Consider the following 20,233-nt stretch of genomic DNA (forward strand, 5'->3'; position numbering starts at 1 on the left):
TGCGAAAATTTATTCGTTCATGAGAGAGAGTTCGTCGGGATCGCCGCCGAAGGTGACGACGCAGACTTCCGGGCCCGTGTGGGCGCCGATGACGCAGCCCAATCGCTGGGACGTGTCGATGTTTTCCTCTTTCATGCCCATGTCTTTGATTAAAAAGTCTTTGACCAGCGCTACTCGCTCGGGCCAGTCGCCGGAATAGACGTAGACCCGTTGGTTCGGATTGAATTTTCCGTCTTTTGAGTGTTCGAGGATGTACTTTTTCAGCTTTTTCAAAAAGGCTTTCTGGCCGCGGTAGACGTCCAGAAGCTCCAAGGTGCCCTTTTCTTTCTCCAGTTCCAGCATGGGGCTAAGCTGCAGAACGCCGCCGGCGATTTTTGCCTTTTTGGACACGCGCCCGCCGCGGTGCAAATACTCCAGCGTGCCCACGGTAAAGCATTCGTGGGAAGTGGTTTTGATTTTGTTCAGGTAGGCCGCAATGGCCGCGAGGCTCTCTCCCCGATCCCTGAGGATGGCGGCCTTTAGGGCGAGGAGGCCTTCGCCGAAGGTGGCGGCTTTCGAATCCACCACGTCGATTTTTCCCGGATACTCTTTTTCCAAAGCGTTCTTTACCATGACCGCCCCTTCGTAAGAGCCGGAAAGGCCGGAGGAGAGGCTGATGTAGAGCACCTCGTCGCCCTCTTCCAGGGCTTTGCGAAAGGCCTCTTCCATGACCCCGGGCATGACACGGGAGGTGCTGTAAACCGTGCCCGCCCGCATATTGTCGTAGAAATTGGAAATGTCCATGGCCCGACCCGTTTCAAATTCGTTTTCTCCGTCGGAGACGGCGATGGGCAGCTGAACGATGCCGTAGCGTTCCGCGGTGGTGAAATTTATATCCGCGCCGTCGTCGGTAAAAAGTTTAATCATTGTTCGCTCCTTATGGCGTTTTCTTCGTCGATGCCGCCGTTGGGCATCTCTGTTCGCTTTTATATTACGTGTTACGGCATTTAAAGTCAACGGAGGGCGAAAAAACCCGCCCTCGCCGCCGATTTTTTACTTTTCGGCGCCGGCGAGTTGTTTTTTTACCAGGAGAACGATAAGAGTTACCACGCCGAGGAGGACGATGCTCCCTCCGGGCTTGAGCCCCAGGTAGTAGGAGAGGATGAGGCCGCCTTCGGTAAATAAAATGCCGAAGAGCACGGAGGCGACGTGGGTTTTTTTGTAGCTGAGCTTGAGCTGCAGGGCGCAGGAGACGGGAAGCACCAGAAGGGAGGAAATAATCAAGACCCCGACGGTGCGGGCGGATATGGCCACGGTGAGGCCCGTTAAGAGGACGAAGAGGCCGCTCAACCGATCGCCGCGGATGCCGGCCAGGCGGGCGGAGATGCCGTCGAAGGACAGGTAGAGGAGTTTTTTGTAGTTTAACAGAAGAAAGAGGACCACGGCGGCGGAGACGAGAAGGATCATGTAGAATTCAAAATCCGTAATGGCCACGATGGTGCCGAAGAGAAAGGATTCGAAATTGGCCCCGCCCTTCACGAAGCCGGAGAGGATGGAGGCCAGGCCCACGCCGGTGGACATGATCACCGCCGTGGAGATTTCCCCGTAGGAGGGGAAGCGGCGGCGAATCCATTCCATGGACAGGGCGGCCACGGCACAGGTGATGATGGCGCCCAGTATTGGATTGATCCCCACCAACAGCCCGAACATGACCCCGGCCAGGGACACGTGGGAAAGGGCGTCGCCGATCATGGCCAGCCGCCGATTCACGATGACCACGCCCATGGCGGGAATCACGACGGAAAGGACCAGGCCCACGATCATGGCCCGAATCATGTATTCGTATTGAAACAGTTCCATCAGTCTCGCCTCTTTTCAAGGACGCCGTCTTCCAAGACGTAGACGCCGTCGATCATGTCTTCCACCAGATGCAGCTCGTGGGTGATCATTAAAATGGTGATCCCGTGAATGTCGTGGAGGTGGCGCAAAATATGAAAGAGCTCTTCCCGTGCCTTAAAGTCGATGCCCGTCGTGGGCTCGTCTAAAATGAGCACGTCGGTCATGGAGATCAGGGCCTTGGCGATCAACACCCGCTGCCTTTGCCCGCCGGAGAGGGCGCCGTAGAGGCGATCGCGAAAGCCTTCCAGATCCACGAGGGACAGGGCGTCGTCGATGCGACGTTCGCGCTCGTCGGCCGTTAATTTTTCCCCGTAAAGGCCCAGGTCCACCAGCTCGTTTACCGTAATGGGAAAGTCGTAGGAGGCGACCATGAGCTGAGGCACGTAGCTGATGCGGGAAAAGTCCGTGTCCTTTCCCAGTGGCTTGCCGTCGTATTCGATGGTGCCCGATGTGGGTTTTTCGATGCCCAACAGGAGCTTGATTAAGGTGGATTTTCCCGAGCCGTTGGCCCCTATAAATGCGAGAAAATCTCCCTGTTTCACAGAGAGATTCGCTCCTTTTAACACCTCGTTTTTCCCGTAGGAAAAGCGCAGGTCCCTGACCCGATAGATTTCTTTCATTGCAGTGCAGACTCCAGTATTTTCAGATTGCTTTCCATGCGTTCGAAGTAATTTTTGTCGCTTTCGTATTCCATGGGATCCAATTCCTTGACCTCGGCTCCCGCTTCCGATGCGACGGTTTGGGCTATTTTATCATCTTCGTTGGGCTCCGTAAAGACGGTTTTAATGCCCTTGGCCTTCATTTCGTCCACGATGGCCTTCATGGCTTTGGGATCCGGTTCCGATTCGGAATTAATGCCTTCGATGGGAATTTGGTTTAAGCCGTATTCCTTGGCCAAGTAGCCGTAGGCTTCGTGGCTCACGACGATGTCTTTGTGTTTCGCTTTGGCAAGCACGTTTTCGAAGGAATCGTCCAGGGCGTCGAATTTTTCGCTGAGCTTTTCGTAATTGGCCTTGTAGTAGGCGGCGTTGTCGGGATCTTTGGCGGCCAGGGCTTCACAGATGTTTTCCGCCATTTCTTCCGCATTTTCCGGTGCCATCCACACGTGGGGATCCATGCCCTCGTGTTCGTGATCGTGTTCCGCGGCGTCATGGTCGTGATCGTGGTCCGCGGCGTCATGGTCGTGATCGTGTTCCGCGGCGTCGTGGTCGTGATCGTGGTCCGCGGCGTCATGGTCGTGGTCCGCGGCGTCGTGATCGTGGTCGTGGTCAGCGGCGTCTTCATCGTGGTGGTGATGGTGGCCGCCCTTTAACAACTCGATCCCCTCGGAGGCTTCCACAAAGGTGGCGTCCCCTTCTGCGGTCTCTTTTAAGCGATCCGTAAAGGATTCCAGGCCGGCGCCGTTGTAGACAAAAAGATCCGCTTCATTCACTTGGTTCATGTCCTTGGGCGAAGGCTCGAAGCCGTGAACCCCTTGGCCCTTGGGGATCAAGCAGGTGACCGTGGCCTTGTCTCCGGCGATTTCTTCGGTGAGGTCGCGAAGGATGTAGGTGGTGGTTACCACATTCAGGCCCTCTGCCTTGGGCTTTTGGCTCTCGGTGACCGCAACTTTATTGTCGTTGTTGTTGTTATTGTTGTTGTTTGCCGCACTCGATCCGCAGGCGGTAAGCATGACTGCGGCGCAGGCCACGGCGACGATTTGTTTTACTTTCATATTGCCTCCTAAATAAAAATCATTGTTATTTAACGGAACTAAGTATACCACTTTGTCCTCTTTTCGGGAAGACTTCTCATAAAAATTTTTCCATCGCTTTTCTTTTTTCTTCCCATGGCTTATGATGGATTCGGGAGGATGGTCATGGAAGAATTACTGAGAGAAAAAGGTTTAAAGGCCACGAAGGGCCGCCTGGAAGTGTTGAAGATTTTAGAAAAAGCCCCCGGGCCCATGTGTGCCATGGACGTGTTTAAAAAGACGCCGAGGGCGGTGTGCGCTTCGTTGTCTACGGTGTATCGAATTTTAAATCAGCTCACGGAGGCGGGGATTTTGCAGGCCTCTTTGGAACAGGACGAGAGCACCTATTACGAAATGAAGGGCGGCGGGCACCACCACTACATCGTCTGCGCCCGCTGCGGCAAGCTCGCCCCCATCGACGACTGCCCTCTGGACGCTTTGGACGAACACATTATGCGGGCCACGGGCTACGCCATTACGGGCCACCGCTTTCAGCTGGAGGGGATTTGCCCGGACTGCTTAAAAAAATAAGGAACCGACGGATGCCATCGGTTCCTTTTTGTTTGTCGAAGGTTCTAAACCCATTACGCCTTTTTGCCCCGCCGAATCCACAGGGCGAGGGCGACGCTTGCGGCGGTAATGGCCATGTTCAGAAGCACGACTTTTCTCGGCGCATCGACGCCGTATGTGGCCGTCACGGCCCCCGCCGCGGCGAGGACCACGTAATTGGCGAGGGAGGAAGCCATCATAACCACGGAGGTGATTTTTCCCTTGTGCTCTTCGTAAAGGCCGTTGGCCTCGGCCACCACCAGCTGCAGGACGCCGCCGGCGCCGCCGTAGCCGATAAAAAAGCCGCCGATTAAGGGCGAGACGGGGCTTTTAACCACGTAGGTAAAGGCGAGGGCCGCGAGGCAAATGGCCGGGTAGAGGACGAGGACGTCTTCCGTCTCGATTTTCTTGAGCACCACAAAAGCCGTGGCCAAAATGGCCACGATGGTGCCCGCCGCATAAACCGACTGAATCATGGAAGGGTCCGCCATGCCGTAGAGGCTCCCCAGCTCCTGATTGCAATTGAGCCACAGGGTAAAGGTGGCGGTGGCGGTAAAGCCCATAAGTACCACGGGGACGATGCCTCGGCGAATGCCCGCGGATCCTTTGGTCTTCTTTTGCGTCTTTTCCATGTCCGGGAAGGGCGCCGTTAAAATCAAGAGGCCGTCGGCGGCGATGAGGGCCCCTAAAAATGCGAAGACTGCCGAGTAGGAGAAAGATCGGGCCGCGGCGAAGCCGATGGCGAAGGGCAGCACGAATTGGCCCAAGGACATGGCGAATTTCGTAAACATATTGGCCTTGGGGCCTTTTTCCTTAAAGAGCTCGAGGATCGTCGGCGTGACGCAGGTATCTAAAAAGGAATTGGCCATGCCGCCGATGATTGCCGCGGCGTAGGCGGCGGAAGCGGAAGCGCAAAAGGCGATGCCCAAAAAGTACAGGGCGTACAAAACGACGCCCGAAAGGCCCGATGCCTTTCGTCCCCATTTATCGGAGACGTAGCCGGAGACGGGAAGGGCCACCAAGCGGCCCAGGCCCAAGGCGGCGATGACCTGGATGACGGCGGAAATATCCGCCGCGCCCCAGGCGCTTTGCAGGGCGGATTTATACTGGGATAAGATGGAGACGCCGATGCCGTGAATAAAATAAGTAAAGTACAATGGCAGGGCGGTGCGGAAGACGCTTCGATTGGATTGCATGGATCACCTCACAGGATTTTTCAAAAAAAAAGCGACCCGCGGGCCGCTTTTTTCGGCTTTTTCAAGCCTCTCGATGGTATGCCATTCCGATTTTTGGTAAGCAACAGTAAGTAAGAAACAACTCTAAGTAATAAAACTTATAGCTAGGAGTAAGTCGGCACGTTCGTCCATCGATAGGTTCATTATCACATGAATTCCCCATGCCGTCAAGGGTTCTTTATCTATTGCCTGCAAATTTTTACAGATCCATGAACCGGCGAATGGCGTCGTAAATTCCGTGGGTCATGTCCCGAAATTCCACCGGCGTCTGCTTTTCGTTCACGGAAAAGAGGTCGTCGTTTAGGTAGTTGAGGGTCACCGAGAGCATGCCCTCTTCGATTTCCACGTAAAAGCCCAGCTGCCTGTTTTCGATAGCGGCTTCAAAGCCGTAGCTGTCTCCGTCCAAAATCCGAATGCACTCGTCGTAAATGGCCACGAGCTCTTCGAATTTAAAGAAACTGTCTTCCGCCTCAAAGTCCACATCGCCGTCTCTGCCCTGGATTTTGCAGATTAAATAATCGGCGTCAAATCCCGTGCCCACGCCCCATCCCGGCGGGTACTCGAATTCCAGGACGTCGACGGAAATTTCTTTTTTTCCTTCCTTTAAGTGAAGCATGTGCTATTTCTCCTTCGATAAACGAAAACCCTGTTCCTCGGCGATTTGTGCGAGGGCCGCCCGATTTTCCGTGGCGCCTTTTAAGCGGGCGACCACTTGGTTGGAAAAAGAATCCACCCGGCGGTTGGCGTCCCTGAGGTCGTAATAGGTCTGCATTTCTTCGTCGTAATCCTTAATGGCTTCCAGGTAGTTGTCCAGAACCACGTAGCTGTCCGTGAAGCACTTCAGATCCATGGACATGCGGGGCTTGAGCTGCGGCGATTGATTGGGATGGCCGAAGCCGAGGCCGAAGACCGGGAAGGTGAGCTTCGGCAGATTTAAAAGCTCGATGACGGCCCGGGCATCGTTTAATAGGCTTCCGAGGTACACGGCGCCCAGTCCCGCCGCTTCAACGGCATTGGTGATATTTTGCGCCGCGAGAACCGCGTCGGTAAAGCCCTGGAAGAAGCGATCGCTGTCCGCCTCGGCTTCAAGTTCCACCCCTTGTTCCCTGGCGATGCGGCTGTTTCTGTACACGTCCGCGACAAAGACCCACAGCTCCGGCGCCCGGGCGATGTAATCCTGTCCGCCGATGTCGGCCAGGGCCTTTTTCTTCTTTTCATCCACGATGCGAATGATGGAATAAGATTGCATCCCGGTAGAGGTTGCCGTGCGATTGGCCACGTCTTTCAATGCTTCCACCAACGCGGGATCCACGGGTTCGTCGGTAAATTCCCGAATGGTCACGTGGTTTAATTGTCTCTCAAAAAGGCTTTTATCTGCCATTACTTCCTCCTCTGTTTTTCTCTCAGACGGCGAATCCACAAATTGCCGATTTCCGCCGTGGACTCCATGGTCTTGAGCTGCATGCGCAAGAGCCCCTTTAAGGATTCCGCCAAGTAGGCGTCTTCTTCATCCCCGGCGGTTTTAAAGAGCCCGCCTTCGTCTTTACCGTAGAGCTGAATGATCATTTCCCCGGGGCCCGCGCCGTCGCCGTGTTCCACTTCCACGGCCAGGGGCTTTTTGTCCATGGGCATAAGCGCCCCGGTATGGCGCATGGCGGGGAGGTTGATATCTTCCGCTTCGAAATGTCCTTCGGCCTCCGTTAAATACACCCCGGCATCGGTGATGCCGTCGACGAAATAAAAGCGCCGCATATCGCCGATCAGCCACAGGCCGTCTCCCGCTTTTAAGCGCGCCGAATAAGCCGCCTCCACAGGCAGAAAGCCCTCGGCGTCGGGTAATTGATCCGTGTATAAATAATAGGCCCGATTTCTCTCGCCCATGTTCTCCCCCATCTGTAAATAGAAAAGGTACCGACATCTGCCGGTACCTTACATGAAACGCTTATTTCGCGTTTTCGTTTACCCATTCCACGGATTCTTTAACGGCTTCATCCGTCGGGATTTCAACGCCGGTTTCCGGATCCTTGCCGGCTACCTTACCGTAAATGTCCGATGCCGGAGCGTGTTCGTCGTTTTGGTTTTCTTGTTCTCTTCTTGCTTTTGCTTTTTCTTCTTTGTTAGGCACAATATCCTCCTATTTGTGATACACATGGCCGGCGTGAATGCGCGCGGCCCGATAAATTTGTTCCATTAATACGACGCGCATCAGGGTGTGGGGCAAGGTCATTTTCGAAAACGACAAGAGCCAATCCGCCCGCGCCTTTACGGCGGGGGAAAGCCCCATGCTGCTTCCGATGACGAAGACCACATCTCCCGAGGTCGTCTCAAGAAAGTCGTACAGTTTTTCCGAAAAAGCCGGTGAATCCACCTGCTTTCCCTCCACGGCCAATACGATTACCGTATCCCGCGGATTGATTTTCGCCAAAAGGCCCTCGCCCTCTCGCTCGAGAACCCCCTCAGCCTCTTTCTCGGACAAGCTTTCCGGCGCCCGTTCGTCCTTCAGTTCCACCACTTCAGTGGGGACGTAGGGCCGAAGCCGCTTTACATACTCCGAAACCAAGGCGCTCAGGGCCGGATCCTTTAGCTTTCCAAGGGCCAGAACCCGTATGCGCATGCTTAGATCAGCGCTTTTACTGCTTCAAGGGCTTTGTCGTAGTCCGGGTGATTGGTCACTTCTTGGACGTATTCCACGTATTTTACCTCGTCATCTTCGCCGACGACGACGATGCCGCGGGTCAAGAGACGCAGGCCTTCGATTAAGAAGCCGTATTTGTTGCCGAAATCGCAGATTTGATAATCGCTGACGAGTTTGGCGCGGTCGATGCCTTCGGCGGCGCCGAAGCGTTCTTGTGCGAAGGGAAGGTCGTTGGAAATGGTGATGACGTGGACGTTGTCACCTAAATCCGTGGCCATTTGATTGAAGTTTCCTGTTTGAATGGCGCAAACGCCGGTGTCGATGGAAGGAACGACGGAGTAAATGCGTACGGTGCCGTTTAATTCCTTGGATTCAAAGGGACTTAAATCGTTGTTTACCGCAACAAAATCCGGTGCCTTGTCGCCGACTTTAATTTCTTCGCCTAAAATGTTGATGGCGTTTCCGCCAAATGTAATATTTTCTCTGGACATAATGTACCTCCTAGGTTTCGTTCACAAAATCATATACTACATGTATATCCTAAAATTCGGGAAACTAACAGAAAATCGGGGAGAGATTTTATTTTTTCATTCTTCTGCGCCAAAATCCGGCCGATGCGGTATGATAGTAGGAAGATAAAGGAGGCATTATGACCTTAGAAGCTACCGCCCTCGTCCTCGACGGGCACAACTCCACCGCCTTAGCCATATTGAGAAATTTGGGCCGCCGCGGCATTTCAGTCGCCACCCTGGATGCGGCCCCCTCGGATTACGGCATCAGCCGCTACGCGAAAGACAGCGTCCTTCTGCCTGAGGCGGGCGAGGCCGCTCTTTTAGAGAGCCTTCTCGCCCTTTCCGAGAACAAGCCCGTGCTTTTTCCCACGACGCCGGCCTATGTGGATTTTGTTGCGCGCAATTTTTCCGTGCTGAAAGCCCATTTCCGCTTCCCGGCGCTCTCCGCCGAGTCCCTCGCCTCCGGGGCCATGGCGGATCTTTTTCGGGATCTGATGCCGCCTCAAAAAGATCTTTACGGAAGCAAAGACGACCTCGTCCTCGAAATCGCCACGACCCTGGGCTTTCCCTGCTTAATCAAATCTCGGGACGGAAACAAAGAGACGCCGATTCAATACATCGCGAGCGCCGCCGCCTTTTCCCGTGCCCTCGAGAAAATCGAGGCGGAGGATTTCTACGCCGAGCGCTACGTGCCCGGCGAAGCCTCGGACAATTACGCCGCCTCCCTCTACTACGCAGGCGCCGGCGAACTTTCGGGCTTCGTCACCACACAGGTGCTGCGCCAATACCCGGAATTTGTCGGCGAAGCCACCTACGTGAAGCAGAAATGGATTCCCGAGCTCATCGGCCTCGTCCATCCCCGCCTAAAGGCAGCGGGCTTTCGCGGCATCTTCCACGCCACCTTCAAGCGCGACGAATTTAGCCGAAAGGTCTATATTACCGGCGCGGAGGCCTGCTTTTCTCCCGAGACGGAGCTCTTCACCCACCTGGGCTTCGAAACCCCCTATCTCTATTATTTAGACAGCACGGGCGAAGCGGTGCCGAAGATTTTCTTTCAATCGGACACCAACTGCCACTTTAGAGACGGCTGGCGGGACATGGCCGGGGTGGCGAGTTACCTGAAGACCGGCCACATGGGGCTGATGAAAATGATCGCCGACTACAAATTCAGAAAAATCCCCGCCACATGGGCCTGGGACGACATGGGCCCGGGGCTGAACAAGCTCGGCGCCAAAGCCGCCGGCGGCGCGAGGCTCCTCTACGACAAGCTTCCTTTTAATAAATAAACGACAAAAGCACCCACGCGGGTGCTTTTATTTGTTTTCGTAATGATGGGCGCAGGACAGGATAATCAACCACTCGTCCTCCACCTTATAAATCAATCGGTCCTCCGTGTTAATTCGCCTGAACCAATAGCCTGCCAGTTCATACTTTAAGGGCTCCGGCTTGCCGATGCCCTCAAAAGGCGTCCTGAGAATATCTTTAATAAGCAAATTAATACGCTTCAGTGTTTTTTTGTCCTTTGTTTGCCACGAAATATATTCTTCAAAGGCCCCGTCGTGAAATGCAATCTTCATCTACTCGTCCGATAACTTCTGTTCCTTAAACAGTCCCTGATCCACCTCTTCGGCTCGGCGAATCAACTCCTTGTAGTGAACCGGATCTTTCATAATATGATCGTTTTCGACGAGATTGTTGTAGGCCTCCAGGCTGATCATGACCACGTGACGGTCCTCTTTTCGCGTCACAAGCACCGTCTCCATATCGTTGACCGCCTTGTCGCAATACTCCTTGAGATGATTGCGCAAATCGCTGTAATTAACTGCCAACATCCTATCACCTCTTTTGTTTTATTGTACAAGATCTTGTACGCTTTTACAATGCTGTTTCATCGGCGCAACAAAAAAACGACCCCCTGCCTTTTCGGCAACGCGTCGTTTTCATTTGGCGGAGCGGGTGGGATTCGAACCCACGTGCCCGTGAAGGCAAACTGATTTCGAGTCAGCCCCGTTATGACCACTTCGATACCGCTCCCTGCATATTGACTTAACGAAACCATTATACAGGATTTGCCCCCGTTTTAAAAGGTCGTTTTTCAATATGCTTTGTTTTACAGCTTAATGAACTCCAGGGGATTTTTCGCCACGCCGCCGACGCGCACTTCGAAGTGGAGGTGCGGGCCGGTGGAGCGGCCGGTAGAGCCGATTTTCCCGATGGATTGGCCTTTTTGCACCACGTCGCCCGCCTTGACGTTAAAAGCGCTTAAATGGCCGTAGCGGGTGGAGGTGCCGTTTTGGTGATCGATGATAATGAGATTGCCGTAGCTTCCGGCCATGCCCGCCCGAGTGACGACGCCGCCGTCTGCGGCCACGACATCGGTGCCCGTGGCATTGGCCAGGTCGACGCCGTAGTGGAAGCGGCCCCAGCGGGGTCCGAAGGGCGAGGAGAGGCGGCCCACAGTAGGCGTCATAAAGCTGCCCGTAGCCAAGCCTTCTTTCGTGCCCACAATGACGATTTCATCCACAGGCTCTTGGACCAGGCGGCTCGCTTCGGTGACGGAGGCGGTGACTTTGCCGTTTTCGGATTCCACGCGGGTGGTGGTCTCCAAGGCGCCGGCCTTGCCCGCCCGCACGACTTTTTTCACACTCTTCACTTGATTGGAATCTTCTTTTTTCACGGTCTTAAAGGCCACCGGCGATTGCGCCTTTTTTTCTTGCTGTAAGGTGACGGTGACCATGGGCGCGGGTTTTAAGACGTTGATTTTCGATCCCTTGTGCAGGGGATCTTCCCAATTGGCGTTTAATGCCTTGATTTCATCCACGGTCATGTTGAATTTCTTAGCCACGGATTCCAAGGATTCCGTCTCCTCGGCCACATAGACCGCCTCTTCACGTCCGCCGGTTAAGAGCAGCTTGAAGGCTTCGTCTACGGTGAGGATCTTTTCCTCGGTCTTCACGGCTTCGGCCTTGATTTGAGGCTCAATGTCCATGCGGCGCACGGTGGCACCTTCGGCTTTAAAGCGGTTTTGTAATTTCGCCATAAGAGCGTCGTAATCGGCGGAGCTCTTTAAGTAAAATACCGCATCGCCCACGGTGACGCTTACGGCCTCCGTGGCCTTCTGTGCTTCTGCAGCGACGGGAGCGGGAATTTCCGCCGGCGCCTTGGCGGCGAATACCGGGCTATGTACCATGCCCGCCGCCATCACTGCCGCCAGGGCGCCTACGTTGATTGTTCGTCTGATCTTGTTCATGAATGTCTCGCTTTCTCTATTGATTTGAAGCCTCGGGCTTCATTCGTTACTATTTTGTAACTCTTTTTGAGCACGAGCCTTATTATAACAGAGAATGCCCCCGCGTCTATTGCCTAAAGACTACAAAAAGATGACAGTTTCATGACAAGAACTACAGGCACAGAAAAAAGCGAAGGATTTCGCCTTCGCTTTTGATCTTAAGTTCTTTTATTTTAAATGGCACAGGGACTGTAGCCGCAGTCTTGGCACTCGGCGCAGCCGCCGGAGTGGTTCATGGTGCCGCCGCACATGGGGCAGGTGTCGGGGTTTTCCGTCATCTGCTTAGCGATCTCCCGATTCAATTCGTCTTGGAGCTCTTTGATGCGGTCCGCGCCGTCTTTTTTGTCGTTCGTAATCAAAATGCCGCTTCTGGCGCAGCCGTCGCGATAGATGGTGATGCCCTTCAGGCCACGCTCCCAGGCGTAGACGTAAAGGTCTTCCACTTCTTCCACGGTAAATTCATTGGGCACGTTCACCGTGGAGGAAATGGAGGCGTCGATGAATTGCTGCCAGGTGGCCTGCACATTGATCCGGTCCCGATAGTTTAAATTGGACGTGGTGATGACGTAATCGGGCAGATCTTCTTCCCGAGAGAGGCCCTGTGCTTCCATAAGCTTGCGAATGATCTCCGTGTACACCGTGTAGTAGGTGTCTTCCGTGTGGAGGGATTCGGATTTACGCACGTAGCTGATTTGGAAGATGGGCTCCACGCCGTTGCTGCAGCCGATTAAGGTGGAGATGGAGCCTGTGGGGGCGATGGTGAGGAGCTGGGAATTTCTCAGGCCGTACTCTTCGATTAAGGCCAACACGTCGTCGTCGGCATTGGAGCGAATAAATTCGCTGGCCAGGACCTTGTCTTTTCGGTAGCGGGGGAAGGGGCCCGCTTCTTTCGCCAAGAGGGCCGACTGACGCAGGGCTTCGTTCACGAGGACGCGGCCGATTTGATTGATGAGGTTTAAGGATTCCGAGGAACCGTATTTAATACCCATTTTAATGAACATGTCGGCGACGCCCATAATGCCCAGGCCGATTTGGCGCAGATCCCGAGAAAGTTCCCGCTGCTCTTTTAAGGGGTGCAGGGCCATGTTTTCGTCCAGGACGTCGTTTAAATAGATGACGCCTTCCCGCACCAAGCGGCCGAAGGATTCGAATTCGAAGCGGGCGAATTTGCTGAAGGGATATTTGACGAATTCCCCCAAATTGATGCTGGAGAGATTGCAGGATCCGAAAGCGGGCAGGGGCTCTTCCGCGCAAGGATTCACCCCGGCGTATTCGAAGGTATCGTCTTCGCTCATAATGTGCCAGGAATTGATCCGGTCTTTAAAGAGCACGCCGGGCTCGGCCATGTCCCAGTTGTTGTAGGCCAGATTGTGCATCATGTCCCGGGCGCTGATTTCCCGGCGGATTTTTTCCCCGGTGGCTTCCACGTCGAAGGTTAAGGCAAAGGGCGCGTCCTTTTTATAGGCCTCGAAGAAATCGTCGCCGCAGTTTACGGAAATATTGGCGCTGGTCACCTTGTCCAGATCTTTCTTCACATTGATGAATTCCAAAATGTCCGGGTGGGAGGCGTCCATATTAAGCATGAGGGCGCCGCGGCGGCCGCGCATGCCGATCAGGCCCGTGGTGAGGGAGTAGAGATCCATAAAGCTTACGGCCCCGGTGGTGGAAGAGGCGGCGTTGTTGACTCTGGCTCCCTTCGGGCGCAGTTTGTTTAAGGTCAGGCCCACGCCGCCGCCATAGCTGTAGGTGCGGGCCATCCACTTGGCCGTGTCGTAAATGGATTCGATATTGTCTTCCACCTGGGGCATGACGTAGCAATTGGAAAGGGTGATCTTTTTGCCGAAGGCATCCAGCCCGCGGCCGGCCAAGATCCGTCCCGCCGGCATAAATTCCTTGTTGGCGATGGCCTTTTTAATGGCGGAATTGCCGCCGGAAACCCGTTCCAAAAAGCCTTCGAAGCTTTCCGAATCGAAGCGGTACTTCTTTTCGTAAATGTCCCGCTGCAGATCCGTCATGTCCCAGCCGTGTTCCCTGAGGCGGGCCCGCTCTTGGCGGTAGAGGATGTATTTCTTCGCCGCCACGGGATCCTTCGCCATAAGGGAAAGCTCCACGGCATCTTGAATGGTCTCGATGTCTACGATCTCTTCACCGGTGCATTTTTCCGTCACTTCTTTCGCCACGGCCCGGGCCGCGTCTTCGTCCACGCCCCTGTCCGTTTCCGCCATGGCTTTTTCTACGGCGACGACGATTTTCTCCCCGTCGAATTCCACCACATTCTTGTTACGCTTCCTTACCTTCATCCTGTCCTCCTCTTATTTATCCACAAACTGTCAACATATTGTGGTTAAGTTCTATCTGTTTCTATCTTACCTCTAAATGTAGTATACGCTATTTATACTACGCTATGGCCGCCGTATTTTCAAGGCGCTTTTTGAGCAAATAAAAAAGACGCCGAAGCGCCTTAGTTTTCATCGTAACTCTTTAAGTTGTAAACGGTCATGACCTCGATCAAAATGTCGCCGTAGCGGGGATTGGTGCTGTAACCCGCCGGATGAAGGGCCATGGCATAGGCCTCGGCGCTTGTAGCTTCCCGCACGGGCTCGTAGCGAGCGGCCTTGGCGATGAGCTTGCCGTAGTCGTAGAAGCTCTCCCGGGCGGAGTCGTAGGTGCGAAAGCCGTCTTCCACGGCCATTTTCCGTTCCCCTTCCATTTCGATGGTGGGAAGCACCACGCCCTTGCCCTTGATGCCGAAGTAATTGTTGTAGTTCCTTGATAGTTCGCTTTCGCCGAAATTCGACTCCACCGCCGCCTGGGCCAAAATCACCGAGGGATAGAGATCGTATTTCTTCCCCACCTCCCGGGCCAGGGGCGCGTAGGCCGCGAAAAAATCCTCCCGACTGTGGACGCTCTCCCGATTCGGCTCGTAGCGAGGCCGCATAAAGAAAAGCGCCAAGAGGAAGACCGCGAGAAAGAGTTTCCATTTTCTCTTCTTCACGATTTATTCCACCTCGATGACCGTATCGGGATCGTCCTTAATATAGAAGGTGTTTCGCCCCAGAGCCGTCATGACAATGACAACAATGGGCATAAGGAGATTAAACACAGCAAAGGGCATATAGGCCATGGGAGAGACGTGGAGCACGCTTTTCATATAGACCCCGCAGGTGTTCCAGGGCACGAGGCAACTGGTCACCGTACCCGAGGCCTCCAGGGTAGAGGAAAGCATCTTCGGGTGCAGGCCCCGCCGGCGGTATTCCGGCGCAAACATGCGGCCGGGCACCACCAGGGAAATGTATTGCTCCGGCATGGTCATATTGGACAAGAGGCAGGTAAACAGCGTGGCGACGACCAGGCCGGTGACGGAGCGAATGCCCTGCACCACGGTCTTGACGATGATCTCCATTTGCCCCGTCTCCTCGGCGATGCCGCCGAACATCATGGCGATTAGGGTGAGGGACACGGACTGCATCATGTTCATCAGGCCGCCGGCGGTTAAAAGCTTGTCCAAACTCTCGATGCCCGTTTGAGACAGATAGCCGTTCATGCCGCTTCCTAATATTTCTTTCATGCCCACAGTGGGCTGAATCATCGGGCCGATGAAAGTGGCCACCGCGATCCCCAAGACGATGCCGGGAAGGGCCGGCATCTTAAAGGCGATGGTGACGATGACCACGATGGGAGGCAAGAGGAGCAGAGGGCTGATGACGAAGGAGCTCTTTAAGCCCTCCTGAAGGGCCTCGATGCCCGAAGTATCCGCCCCGCCGGCCGGGCCGCTGTAACGGGTGGTTAAGTAGGCGAAGATCGCCAAGGTAAGTACATAGGCAATCATCGTGGGCTTCACCATGGCCTTCACGTGGGTAAAGACATCGGTGCCGCTCATGGCGGGGGCCAGGTTCGTCGTATCCGACAGGGGGCTCATCTTGTCGCCGAAGTAGGCGCCGGACAAAATGGCGCCGGCGGTGACCGGGGCCGGAATATTCAGGCCCTGAGCGATGCCCATGAGGGCGATCCCCATGGTGGCCGCCGTGCCCCAGCTGCTCCCCGTGGCCAGGGAGGTAATGGAGCAGATCAAGCAGGCCGCCACGAGAAAAATCGACGGCTTCAAAATCCCCAGGCCGTAGTAGATCATGGAGGGCACCACGCCGGTGGCGATCCAAATGCCTACCAGGATGCCGATGGTGATTAAGATCATCACCGAGGGCAGGGCCTGAGAAATCCCGCGCACCATGGCCTTTTCGATGCTGTCCCAGGAATAGCCGATCCGCATGGCCATTAAAGCGGCAAAGATCACGCCGATAAACATGGGAATGTGGGGTTCGATCTCAAATTTTAAAATGCTCACGCACATAATGAGGACGAGGCCGAAAAAGACCGTAAGGGCCTCCCACAGCTTCGCCTTTCTCGGCGCATTGGTCGCTTTCATCGCTACAATCCTCCTCGTGGAATACTTTCCTGCATTAGCAAATAAGAATATAGAGGTCATTATAATATAAAACGCCGCCACGCGCCACGAAAATGAGCCCACAGGGGCCGCCGAACTCTAAGATCCGACTAATTTCCGGCATAAAAAACGGATTTGTTATCGCCCGAATGATTCGCCGGCCGTCGATTCCATAAAAAAAGCCCGCCGAAGCGGACTCTTTTTAAAAGGTATTTTAGAAGCCTCCCGTATCCGGGTGATCGTCGATGGTTTTGCCGACGCCCATCTTGCCGATGAGGTAGCCGACGGCAAAGCAAACGAGAGAAGGAACGAACCAGGTAAAGCCGAATTGACCTAAGGGTAAATTTTGGATGGAAGCAGCCATGCCGCCCAGGCCAATCTTGTCGCCAACGGTTTCGATGATGGCGATAACGAGAACGCCTGCGACCATGACGATGTAGGCCATGTCGTAGCGAACGCGTTTTTCAAACATCATGTAGAAGACGAGGGCGATGATAATCGGGTATACGATGGTTAATACAGGGCCTGCCAAAGCGATGATGGCATCGACGCCGATTAAGGAGAGTGCAAAACTGATGACGGTAACGACGACAACGGTAACGCCGTATTTGATCTTGCCGTTACTGATGTCTTCGAAGAAGTTCCCTGCAGCGGAGGTTAAGCCGACGGAGGTGGTGAGGCAGGCCAGTGCGACGGCGAGACCCAATGCGATCTTACCGAAGTTACCGAAGAGCATACCAACCAAGGCGACTAAGATTTCAACGCGGGAGTCATCAGCGGTAAACATGCTGCTGCCTTGTGCGCCTAAATAGGTAAGACCACCGTAGACGACGGCCAGGGCGACAAAGGCAACCAAACCGACCATCATAATGAAGGAACGGCGTTCTTTTTCACTGACTTCGCCGTAGCCTTTTCGAATCAAGTCGGCGACGACAATCCCGGTGAACAAGGGTGCTGCGAGAGCATCGAGGGTTTGATACCCTTCGTAGAAACCGCTGACGAAGAAGCCGCCGTCGTGTTCGACGGGAACAATGGCTCCGACGGGGGTAATAATTGCCTTCGCAATAATGAGAACGAGGAAGATCAATAATGCCGGCGTTATGTATTTACCGATAATATCGACGACGCCATTTTCTTTATAGGCGAGAGCAAAGGTAATGCCGAAGAATACGATGGACGTAATGAAGGCGGGTGCGTTCGGGAAGAACGGCATAACACCGACTTCGTGGGTCGTGGCTGCGGTTCTGGGAATTGCGAAAGCAGGACCGATACAGATAATGGCAACGAGGGATAACAGCTTCGCAAAACCGGGGCTGACCCGTTTACCTAAGTCAACGGCACGGCCGCCTGCAAAGGCTGTGATGAAAACGGTTAGAATGGGAATGACCGGGTCGGCTAAAAGGAAGCCGCACATGGTAGCAAACCAACCGTCACCGGTGGTAACACCTAAGTAGGGCGGGAAGATCAAGTTACCTGCGCCGAAGAAAATGGCAAACAGGGCAAGACCGCTGACAAAGATATCTTGGGTTCTTTTGTTCATAAACTCATCTCCTTTATAAAATTCTAAGGTTCGTTCTACCTTTGTGTAACATTATATCTAAATCACATACCTTTTTGAAGTAAATTTTTCAATTAACGAAAACTGTGCCTATTTTGTCGTCTGTGTACTATATATTTGTATACGCTTAGGTTTTCACCTCAATATTTGCTTTATTCGTTATTTCTGTGTCGATCTTTAATCGGAAATGAGATGCTTTTTTTCTTTTCCTTTAACTTTGCCCGCCGTGAAAACAATAAAAACGATTGCCCCAAACACTTTTTTACCCGGCGATGCAAATTTTTTTCGCGGCCTTTTTTATGCCGCCTTCCCGCCTCGTCGATGCCTTTTCTTTCATCTCGACTATTCAATCCCCGTTTCGGCAATAAAAAAATGCGCACCGAAGTACGCATTTTGCTATCTTATTATTTTAGAAGGCGGGCTTTATGTCGTGATCCGAACGCTTCTTGCCCATGCCCATTTTGCCGCAAATCGTGCCGATGATGGCGCCGACGATGCCGGGAACGAGCCAGCTGAAGCCGAATTCCGCTAAGGGCATCTTGTCGATCAAATTGGCGGCGCCTTCGAAGGAACCGGTCATGTTAAAGATCGTGGTGATGGCGGCGGCAAGGAGGGTGCCGACGGCCATGCCGATAAAGGTGCCGTCATAGATCAATTTACGCTCAAAGATCATAATGAAGGACATGGCGATAATGGCGGGGTAGACGATGTCCAGTACCGGACCTGCCAAGCCGATAATGCCTTCGACGCCGACGAGGGAGAAGGTAAAGCTGACGAGGACGGATACGCAGACGACGTATTCATATTTCCACTTGCCATTGGATACGGAGTTAAAGAAGTTTCCGCAAGCTGAGGTTAAACCGACGGAGGTGGTGAGGCAAGCCAAGCTAACTGCCACAGCCAAGGCTGCTTGACCCCATTTACCTAAGAGCAGTCCGACGCTGCCGACGAGAATTTCGACGCGAGTTGCATCGGGACCGAAGTGGGTGCCGCCTTGGGCGCCGACGTAGGTGAGTCCGCCGTAGATGAGGATTAAGAGCACCATGGCCAGGACACAAACTTTAACGATCATTTTTTGCTTTTCAGCCTTCGGCGCATCGCCGTAGCCTTTTCGAATCAAGTCGCCGGTTACGATGGCGGTACAGAGAAGGGATACCATGGCGTCCATGGTTTGGTAACCTTCTTTAATCCCTTGGGTAAAGTAGTCCGTGCCTTGTGCGGGAAGAATGGGCCCAATGGGCGAGATAATGGCTTTTACAATAATAATACCTAAGAAAAGCAAGAGAACCGGCGTAATGTAGTTACCGATAATGTCGATAACGCCTGTTTCTTTAATGGACAGTGCCAAGGTAATGGCAAAGAAAATAGCCGATGTCACCCAAATCGGGGCGCCCGAGAAGAAGGGAAGAATACCGACTTCGTGGGTTGTAGCTGCGGTTCTCGGAATCGCAAAGACCGGACCCAGACTGATCATGGCCGCAACGGCTAAGATCAAGGCGAAGGGGTAATTGACCCGTCGGCCTAAGTCGACGGCTTTACCGCCTGCAAAAATGGTGACGACTAAGGTAATAATGGGGATGATCGGGTCTGCCAAAAGGAAGCCCAGCATAACCGCTGTCCACGAGTCGCCTGCGTGGAAACCTAAATATGGTGGGAAGATTAAGTTGCCCGCGCCGAAAAAGATAGCGAACAGCGCGAAGCCAATGACCATGACGTCTTTTGTTTTACTGCTTTTCATTTAGTCACTCCTTCAATAGTTCAATACGTCATTTATTATACAGAATATTGAACGCGATCGCTACTTTCGTGACGAAATAGAATGATTTATTTGTGAAAACCTTTATTCATGAAAATGATTTCATTTCGTTTCGCCTATTTCAGAAATATTTTTATCTTCCACGAAACTTTAATTAGTTTTTATATTGTATATTGAATTTCGTAGTGTTAATTTCCCTTTTTTACTTTAGCATGGCGCGACGCCACGAGGATAATGGCGTCGTGTTCCAATAAAAGCGTGCCCGCTTCGTCTCGGGTGAAGGCGTTCACGTGGACGACGCCGTAGTCGCCGCCGCTTTTGATTTCGATTTTATCCACGACGACGCTGGTATAAAGATCCACATTGGGATAGATGGGATTGACCCAGCGCAGGTGATCCATGCCGATACCGGCGACGACGCCGCCTCCGTCTAATCCCGTGGCGACCCAGCGGCCCCAGGTGGCGCTGAAGCTGTGAAGGCCCGAGGCGATGATTCCGCCGAAGCGGCTGTCCTTCGCCGCCTCCGGATCCGTGTGAAAGGGCCGGTCGTCATAGGCCTGCGCGTAGTCGATGATTTCTTTTTCCGTCAGGGCGAAGGGATCCATTTGAAAGGTGAGCCCTTCCACGTAATCTTCTAAATACATCTTT

The 20,233-nt window shown here is 53.6% G+C and carries 22 protein-coding genes and 1 tRNA gene; 2 read left to right on the forward strand and 21 right to left on the reverse strand.

All coding sequences use genetic code 11. From position 1 onward, the window contains the following. Positions 1-9 precede the first annotated feature (9 nt). The 4 genes from OCV31_RS01285 to OCV31_RS01300 form a co-directional block, all read right to left on the reverse strand. Positions 10-906, reverse strand: coding sequence for a DegV family protein (locus OCV31_RS01285; protein WP_148471862.1), 897 nt, complete (start codon positions 904-906; stop codon positions 10-12). Between the two features lie 126 nt (positions 907-1,032). After that, positions 1,033-1,839, reverse strand: coding sequence for a metal ABC transporter permease (locus OCV31_RS01290; RefSeq protein WP_148471864.1), 807 nt, complete (start codon positions 1,837-1,839; stop codon positions 1,033-1,035). Further along, positions 1,839-2,498, reverse strand: a complete 660-nt coding sequence (locus tag OCV31_RS01295) for a metal ABC transporter ATP-binding protein (protein WP_148471866.1) — start codon at positions 2,496-2,498, stop codon at positions 1,839-1,841. The genes OCV31_RS01290 and OCV31_RS01295 overlap by 1 nt, the downstream gene beginning before the upstream one ends. Next, positions 2,495-3,592 (reverse strand): metal ABC transporter substrate-binding protein, encoded by a 1,098-nt coding sequence (locus OCV31_RS01300; RefSeq protein WP_148471868.1) that lies wholly within the window; start codon positions 3,590-3,592, stop codon positions 2,495-2,497. Before OCV31_RS01300 ends, OCV31_RS01295 begins: the two co-directional genes overlap by 4 nt. A 144-nt stretch (positions 3,593-3,736) precedes the next feature. Between OCV31_RS01300 and OCV31_RS01305 the strand changes: the two genes are divergently transcribed. Continuing rightward, positions 3,737-4,141 carry a Fur family transcriptional regulator gene (locus OCV31_RS01305; RefSeq protein WP_267303733.1) on the forward strand — a complete coding sequence of 135 codons (405 nt, stop codon included), beginning with the start codon at positions 3,737-3,739 and terminating at the stop codon, positions 4,139-4,141. Between the two features lie 53 nt (positions 4,142-4,194). Here OCV31_RS01305 and OCV31_RS01310 read toward each other — a convergent pair whose 3' ends face one another. The 7 genes from OCV31_RS01310 to tpx all read right to left on the reverse strand — a co-directional run bounded on the left by OCV31_RS01310 (position 4,195) and on the right by tpx (position 8,520). Beyond that, entirely contained in the window at positions 4,195-5,355 is a 1,161-nt protein-coding gene (locus OCV31_RS01310; RefSeq protein WP_148471872.1) for an MFS transporter, read from the reverse strand. 238 nt (positions 5,356-5,593) lie between these two features. Next, positions 5,594-6,010 (reverse strand): WapI family immunity protein, encoded by a 417-nt coding sequence (locus OCV31_RS01315; protein ID WP_148471874.1) that lies wholly within the window; start codon positions 6,008-6,010, stop codon positions 5,594-5,596. 3 nt (positions 6,011-6,013) lie between these two features. Next, complete coding sequence (locus OCV31_RS01320) at positions 6,014-6,775, reverse strand: NADPH-dependent oxidoreductase (RefSeq protein WP_148471876.1); 762 nt, start codon at positions 6,773-6,775, stop codon at positions 6,014-6,016. Further along, a complete protein-coding gene (locus OCV31_RS01325; protein ID WP_148471878.1) occupies positions 6,775-7,275 on the reverse strand; it encodes a hypothetical protein in 501 nt (166 codons plus the stop codon). The genes OCV31_RS01320 and OCV31_RS01325 overlap by 1 nt, the downstream gene beginning before the upstream one ends. Positions 7,276-7,336: 61 nt before the next feature. After that, positions 7,337-7,519, reverse strand: a complete 183-nt coding sequence (locus OCV31_RS01330; RefSeq protein ID WP_267303734.1) for a CDIF630_02480 family spore surface protein — start codon at positions 7,517-7,519, stop codon at positions 7,337-7,339. A 9-nt stretch (positions 7,520-7,528) separates the two neighbouring features. Beyond that, positions 7,529-8,008 (reverse strand): 23S rRNA (pseudouridine(1915)-N(3))-methyltransferase RlmH, encoded by a 480-nt coding sequence (gene rlmH / locus OCV31_RS01335; RefSeq protein ID WP_148471881.1) that lies wholly within the window; start codon positions 8,006-8,008, stop codon positions 7,529-7,531. A gap of 2 nt (positions 8,009-8,010) precedes the next feature. Next, positions 8,011-8,520 carry a thiol peroxidase gene (tpx, locus tag OCV31_RS01340; protein ID WP_148471884.1) on the reverse strand — a complete coding sequence of 170 codons (510 nt, stop codon included), beginning with the start codon at positions 8,518-8,520 and terminating at the stop codon, positions 8,011-8,013. Positions 8,521-8,678: 158 nt separating this feature from the next. On the opposite strand from tpx, the gene OCV31_RS01345 reads away from it, so the two are divergent. Further along, positions 8,679-9,827, forward strand: coding sequence for a hypothetical protein (locus tag OCV31_RS01345; protein WP_148471886.1), 1,149 nt, complete (start codon positions 8,679-8,681; stop codon positions 9,825-9,827). Between the two features lie 27 nt (positions 9,828-9,854). On the opposite strand, the gene OCV31_RS01350 is transcribed toward OCV31_RS01345, so the two are convergent. The 10 genes from OCV31_RS01350 to OCV31_RS01400 all read right to left on the reverse strand — a co-directional run bounded on the left by OCV31_RS01350 (position 9,855) and on the right by OCV31_RS01400 (position 20,229). Beyond that, a complete protein-coding gene (locus tag OCV31_RS01350) occupies positions 9,855-10,118 on the reverse strand; it encodes a Txe/YoeB family addiction module toxin (RefSeq protein ID WP_148471888.1) in 264 nt (87 codons plus the stop codon). Further along, the gene (locus OCV31_RS01355; RefSeq protein ID WP_148471890.1) at positions 10,119-10,373 is read right to left on the reverse strand and encodes a type II toxin-antitoxin system Phd/YefM family antitoxin; all 255 of its coding nucleotides are present in this window, start codon (positions 10,371-10,373) and stop codon (positions 10,119-10,121) included. It lies immediately after the preceding gene. Between the two features lie 113 nt (positions 10,374-10,486). Continuing rightward, positions 10,487-10,575, reverse strand: a tRNA-Ser gene (locus OCV31_RS01360). Positions 10,576-10,651: 76 nt separating this feature from the next. After that, complete coding sequence (locus OCV31_RS09700; protein ID WP_148471892.1) at positions 10,652-11,791, reverse strand: peptidoglycan DD-metalloendopeptidase family protein; 1,140 nt, start codon at positions 11,789-11,791, stop codon at positions 10,652-10,654. Between the two features lie 212 nt (positions 11,792-12,003). Beyond that, entirely contained in the window at positions 12,004-14,130 is a 2,127-nt protein-coding gene (locus OCV31_RS01375; protein WP_148471894.1) for an adenosylcobalamin-dependent ribonucleoside-diphosphate reductase, read from the reverse strand. Between the two features lie 161 nt (positions 14,131-14,291). Beyond that, a complete protein-coding gene (locus OCV31_RS01380) occupies positions 14,292-14,825 on the reverse strand; it encodes a glycoside hydrolase family 73 protein (RefSeq protein WP_148471896.1) in 534 nt (177 codons plus the stop codon). Positions 14,826-14,828: 3 nt separating this feature from the next. Beyond that, positions 14,829-16,253 (reverse strand): Na+/H+ antiporter NhaC, encoded by a 1,425-nt coding sequence (gene nhaC / locus OCV31_RS01385; RefSeq protein WP_148471899.1) that lies wholly within the window; start codon positions 16,251-16,253, stop codon positions 14,829-14,831. Positions 16,254-16,485: 232 nt separating this feature from the next. Continuing rightward, the gene (gene brnQ, locus OCV31_RS01390) at positions 16,486-17,811 is read right to left on the reverse strand and encodes a branched-chain amino acid transport system II carrier protein (protein ID WP_148471902.1); all 1,326 of its coding nucleotides are present in this window, start codon (positions 17,809-17,811) and stop codon (positions 16,486-16,488) included. Between the two features lie 427 nt (positions 17,812-18,238). Beyond that, complete coding sequence (gene brnQ, locus OCV31_RS01395; RefSeq protein WP_148471904.1) at positions 18,239-19,567, reverse strand: branched-chain amino acid transport system II carrier protein; 1,329 nt, start codon at positions 19,565-19,567, stop codon at positions 18,239-18,241. Between the two features lie 206 nt (positions 19,568-19,773). Next, complete coding sequence (locus OCV31_RS01400; RefSeq protein ID WP_148471906.1) at positions 19,774-20,229, reverse strand: MaoC/PaaZ C-terminal domain-containing protein; 456 nt, start codon at positions 20,227-20,229, stop codon at positions 19,774-19,776. Positions 20,230-20,233 lie beyond the last annotated feature (4 nt).

It is taken from the genome of Aedoeadaptatus acetigenes (genome assembly GCF_025566985.1).
GTDB classification, from domain to species: Bacteria; Bacillota; Clostridia; order Tissierellales; family Peptoniphilaceae; genus Aedoeadaptatus; species Aedoeadaptatus acetigenes.